Genomic DNA, 224 nt, shown 5'->3' with positions numbered 1-224 from the left:
CCTTGAGCCCTTTGGCGTACTGCGTGGTCAACATCGTCAGCGCCGCCTTCGAGGAGGCGTACAGCGGCACGACGACGTGCGACTCGGACCGGCCGGGGTCGTGGGTGAAGGCGAGGGAGCCCATGCCGCTGCTGACGTTGATGATCGCGGGGTCGTCCGAACGGCGCAGCAGCGGCAGGAACGCGGTGGTGGTGCGGACCACGCCGATGACGTTGACGTCGAGG

General features: G+C 68.3%; 1 protein-coding gene. It reads right to left on the bottom strand.

Annotation, left to right across the window (positions count from 1 at the left end; all coding sequences use genetic code 11):
- Positions 1 to 224 (bottom strand): SDR family NAD(P)-dependent oxidoreductase (locus KVT45_RS55990; protein WP_217562829.1); only part of this gene is annotated, 224 nt, incomplete at both ends.

Origin of the sequence: Streptomyces sp. GbtcB6 (assembly GCF_019091475.1) — a bacterium.
GTDB classification, from domain to species: Bacteria; Actinomycetota; Actinomycetes; order Streptomycetales; family Streptomycetaceae; genus Streptomyces; species Streptomyces hyaluromycini.
The sequence above is the reverse complement of the archived record's forward strand: the minus strand, read 5'-3'. Positions and strand labels throughout refer to the sequence as shown.